Raw genomic sequence first — 4,172 nt, 5'->3', positions numbered from 1 at the left:
ATATTATAAAAAATAATAAAAAAGAATTAGTAAAATGTATAGATATAAATGAAAATGGAAATTTAGTTATTAAAGAAAGAAATGGACAAGTAAAAGAAATAATGTCAGGTGAAATTTCTATAAGAGGAGTGAAAGGATATGTATAATAATATATTAGATGTAAAAGGTCTAAAAGTAGGACAAGCACAAAATGAAGAAGCACTTACAGGTTGTACGGTAGTTATATGTGAAAAAGGAGCTACTTGTGGTGTAGACGTAAGAGGAGCAGCACCAGGCACTAGAGAAACAGATTTACTTGATCCAGTAAATACTGTTCAAAAAGTAAATGCAGTTGTTTTATCAGGAGGATCTGCATTTGGATTAGAGAGCACATGTGGAGTAAGCCAGTATTTAGAAGAACATAATATAGGATTTGATTCAGGTGTTTGTAATGTTCCTATAGTAGTAGGAGCAGTATTATTTGATTTAGGTGTAGGAGATTATAAAATAAGACCTGATAAAAAAATGGGATACGAAGCTTGTTTAAATGCTAGTGAAACTACTTTGAAACAAGGAAACTACGGTGCAGGATGTGGGGCTACTGTAGGAAAAATAAGAGGCCCTGAATTTGTAACTAAAAGTGGAATAGGTAGCTATTCTATAAAATTAGACAACGGAATAGTAGTATCTGCATTAGTAGCAGTAAATGCATTAGGTGATGTATATGAAAATGGAAGTGTAATAGCAGGTGCATTAAATGACAACAAGACAGAGTTTTTAAACAGTTACAATCTTATGAAACAAGGTGTAACAAAAGGTGGCTTCAGTATAGACAATACTACAATCGGAATTATAGCTACTAATGCTAAGCTGGACAAAGCTCAATGCAAAAAAATATCTCAAATGGCACATGACGGATATGCAAGAGCTATATTTCCTATTCATACTCCTCACGATGGAGATACCATATTTACTATGGCTACAGGTGAAATAGAAACAGGTGCAGATTTAACTCTAATAGGTTCTCTAGCAGTTGAAGTCATGGAAAAAAGTATAATAAATGCTGTAAAAAATGCAAAAGGAGTCAATAAAATACCTTCATACAATGAATTACATGCTGAAATGATAGTTAAATAAAGTTTAATGTTTGATAAGTTATGAACCTATTTTGATATAACATTAAAAATATACATCATAAAAAATATTTATGATTAAGATAAAAAAATAACAAAAAAAATGTAAGATTGTTGACAATATAGGTACCTGCTGATAAAATTTATTTGTTACAGCGGACATTCTCAAAAGGGAAGTCTGACTATAAAGGGTAAAAATGTAACAAAATAATTTTAGAAGTCCGGCATCCAAAGGAGCTGGAACGGAGGTTAATATTATGATGAACGTGCAAACATCAGCACAAAGAAAAGTAAATGTTAGAAGAATGGCAGTAATATCTGTATTGTCAGCAATATCAATTGTATTATCTATGATTCCTTTTGTTGGTTATATAAAACTTGGACCAGTTGACGCAACTATAATGCATGTGCCTGTTATTATAGGTGCAGTAGTAGAAGGTCCGTTAGTTGGAGCAGCAGTAGGTTTAATATTCGGTTTAACAAGTCTATTTAAAGCATTCACAGAACCATCAATTACATCATTTTGTTTTATGAATCCAATTATATCAGTATTACCAAGAATATTAATTGGTGTAGTTTCATATTATGTATATAAATTAATATACAAAATAAGCAAAAGAGTTTATTTATCTGGATTTGTTGCAGGGGTATTAGGTTCTTTAACAAATACAATTGGAGTTATGGGATTAATTTATGTTATATATGCAGATAAATATATGCAAGCAATTGGACAAGCAGGAAATGCTGGTAAATATATTTTACTAATATGTGCAACTAATGGTATACCAGAAGCTATAGTAGCAGGTATTTTAGTAGCAGCAGTTGCAGTAGTAATGATTAGAAAAAGCAAAAAATAGAAAGAGGGTTTATATAAATGCTATTAGTATTTGACGTTGGAAATACAAATATGGTTTTAGGTATCTATGAAGGTGATACATTAACTAACAGCTGGAGAATAAATACAGATCATCAAAAAAGCTCAGATGAATATGGTATGTTAATAAATAGCTTATTTGAATATCATAAGATAAATATGAGAGATATCAAAAATATTATAATATCATCAGTAGTTCCTGATGTTATGCATTCTCTTGAAAATTTCTGTATAAAATACTGTGGAGTTGAACCATTGATAGTAGGACCAGGAATAAAAACTGGATTAAATATAAAATACGACAATCCAAAGCAAGTTGGAGCTGACAGAATAGTAAATGCAGTAGCAGCTATAGAGAAATACGGTTATCCATTAATAATAGTTGATTTTGGTACAGCTACTACATTCTGTGCAATATCAGATAAGGGAGAATACCTAGGAGGTTCAATTTGTCCAGGAATTAAAATATCAAGTGAAGCATTGTTCCACGAAGCGTCTAAATTACCTAGAGTTGAATTAACTAAGCCAGGAATGGCAATTTGTAAAAATACAGTATCAGCAATGCAAGCTGGTATAATCTATGGATATGCAGGAATGGTTGAAAAGTTAATAGATATGATAAAAAAAGAGCTAGGTAGTGACGATGTAAAAGTTATAGCAACAGGTGGTCTTGCTACACTTATAGATTCAGAAACTGATAGCATAGATTATATCGATAAGGATTTAACCTTAGAAGGATTAAAGCTTATATACGAAAAAAATAAAGAATAGAAATTCAAAGACTGTCTCAATGATAAAAAAGAGGCGGTCTTTTTTAAGGAATAAATTAAAAAAATTAAAATTTATCAAAAAGAATATAGTATATTTTAATTTTTTGTAATAATATATTAGAAGTGGTTAATAATGAATTAAAGTAATTAATAAAACTTTTAAATAAAGGAGTACAAGGATGAACATAGGAAATGTAAGTCTTGATAATAGAGTTTTTCTATCTCCTATGGCAGGAGTAACAGATCTTCCTTTTAGATTAATATGTAAGCAAAAGGGATGCGGGATGCTTTATACAGAAATGATAAATGCAAAGGCACTTTGTTATAATGATGAAAATACTAAGAAGATGACTAAAATAGAAGATGAAGAGCACCCAATTGCGATTCAAATATTTGGCTCAGAACCAGAATATATGGGAAGAGCAACTGAAATACTAAATTCTCATCCAAATGAAATACTAGACATAAATATGGGATGTCCAGCACCTAAGGTAGTAAAAAACGGTGATGGATCAGCATTAATGAGAAATCCAAAATTAGCAGAAGAAGTTATGAAGGCTGTCGTAAAAAATTCTACAAAACCGGTGACGTTAAAAATAAGAAAAGGCTGGGATGATCAAAGTATAAATGCAGTTGAAATAGCTAAGATAGCTGAACAATCTGGAATAAGTGCAGTGGCAATACACGGGAGAACTAGAGAACAATATTATTCAGGCAAAGCAGATTGGGATATAATAAAAGAGATAAAAGATGCTATATCCATACCTGTAATAGGCAATGGAGATGTATTTGAGATAGAAGATGCAATAAATATGCTAGAAAAAACAAATTGTGATGCTATAATGATAGGTAGGGGCGCTCAAGGAAATCCTTGGATATTTAATAGAATAAATCACTATATGGAAACAGGAGAGATTTTACCTAAGCCAACTGCCGAAGAAAAAATTAACACAGCTATAGAGCATATGAAGCTTGCAGTAGAGGAACATGGAGAATATGTAGCAGTCAGAGAAATGAGAAAACATATAGGCTGGTATATAAAAGGTTTAAAAAATTCAGCTAGATATAGAGATGAAATTAATAAATTAACTGATAGCGAAGGTGTAATAATGAAGCTAAGGGAGTTATCCTTGACACAATCCCGTTAGTGACTTATAATATACCGCATAAATTAGTTAGAACGAACATAAGGAAACGATAAATATAAGGAAAATTATAATTTATTAGAAAATAGAAAGTAAAAGGAGTTGTTAAATTATGGAAGAAAAAAAAGAATTACTTACTCAAGAGGGTTATGACAAGCTTGAACAAGAATTAGAATACTTAAAAACAGTAAAAAGAAAAGAAGTTGCAGAAAGATTAAAAATTGCTATAGGTTTTGGGGACTTATCAGAAAATGCTGAGTATGATGAAGCT

General features: G+C 31.0%; 5 protein-coding genes and 1 pseudogene. All 6 read left to right on the top strand.

The features are described 5' to 3' along the window. Positions 1 to 2 precede the first annotated feature (2 nt). A complete protein-coding gene (locus MR593_RS13550; RefSeq protein WP_334301803.1) occupies positions 3 to 146 on the top strand; it encodes a hypothetical protein in 144 nt (47 codons plus the stop codon). Beyond that, positions 139 to 1,116: a P1 family peptidase gene (locus MR593_RS01415; protein ID WP_290686189.1), complete on the top strand. Its 978-nt coding sequence runs from the start codon at positions 139 to 141 to the stop codon at positions 1,114 to 1,116. The genes MR593_RS13550 and MR593_RS01415 overlap by 8 nt, the downstream gene beginning before the upstream one ends. Positions 1,117 to 1,369: 253 nt before the next feature. Further along, complete coding sequence (locus tag MR593_RS01410; RefSeq protein WP_290686186.1) at positions 1,370 to 1,969, top strand: ECF transporter S component; 600 nt, start codon at positions 1,370 to 1,372, stop codon at positions 1,967 to 1,969. A gap of 17 nt (positions 1,970 to 1,986) precedes the next feature. Next, complete coding sequence (locus MR593_RS01405) at positions 1,987 to 2,757, top strand: type III pantothenate kinase (protein WP_290686183.1); 771 nt, start codon at positions 1,987 to 1,989, stop codon at positions 2,755 to 2,757. Between the two features lie 178 nt (positions 2,758 to 2,935). Continuing rightward, positions 2,936 to 3,904: a tRNA dihydrouridine synthase DusB gene (gene dusB / locus MR593_RS01400; RefSeq protein ID WP_290686181.1), complete on the top strand. Its 969-nt coding sequence runs from the start codon at positions 2,936 to 2,938 to the stop codon at positions 3,902 to 3,904. Positions 3,905 to 4,013: 109 nt separating this feature from the next. After that, positions 4,014 to 4,172, top strand: a pseudogene (locus tag MR593_RS01395) (transcription elongation factor GreA); the annotation flags it as partial.

This window comes from Intestinibacter sp. (assembly GCF_022780145.1).
Lineage (GTDB): Bacteria > Bacillota > Clostridia > Peptostreptococcales > Peptostreptococcaceae > Intestinibacter.
This window is presented reverse-complemented; position numbering and strand designations above follow the sequence as displayed.

Bases quoted from the DNA above. Each gene is read 5' to 3' on its own strand.
- MR593_RS01415 (WP_290686189.1), top strand. From the start codon at position 139: ATGTATAATAATATATTAGATGTAAAAGGTCTAAAAGTAGGACAAGCA.
- MR593_RS01410 (WP_290686186.1), top strand. From the start codon at position 1,370: ATGATGAACGTGCAAACATCAGCACAAAGAAAAGTAAATGTTAGAAGA.
- MR593_RS01405 (WP_290686183.1), top strand. From the start codon at position 1,987: ATGCTATTAGTATTTGACGTTGGAAATACAAATATGGTTTTAGGTATC.
- dusB (WP_290686181.1), top strand. From the start codon at position 2,936: ATGAACATAGGAAATGTAAGTCTTGATAATAGAGTTTTTCTATCTCCT.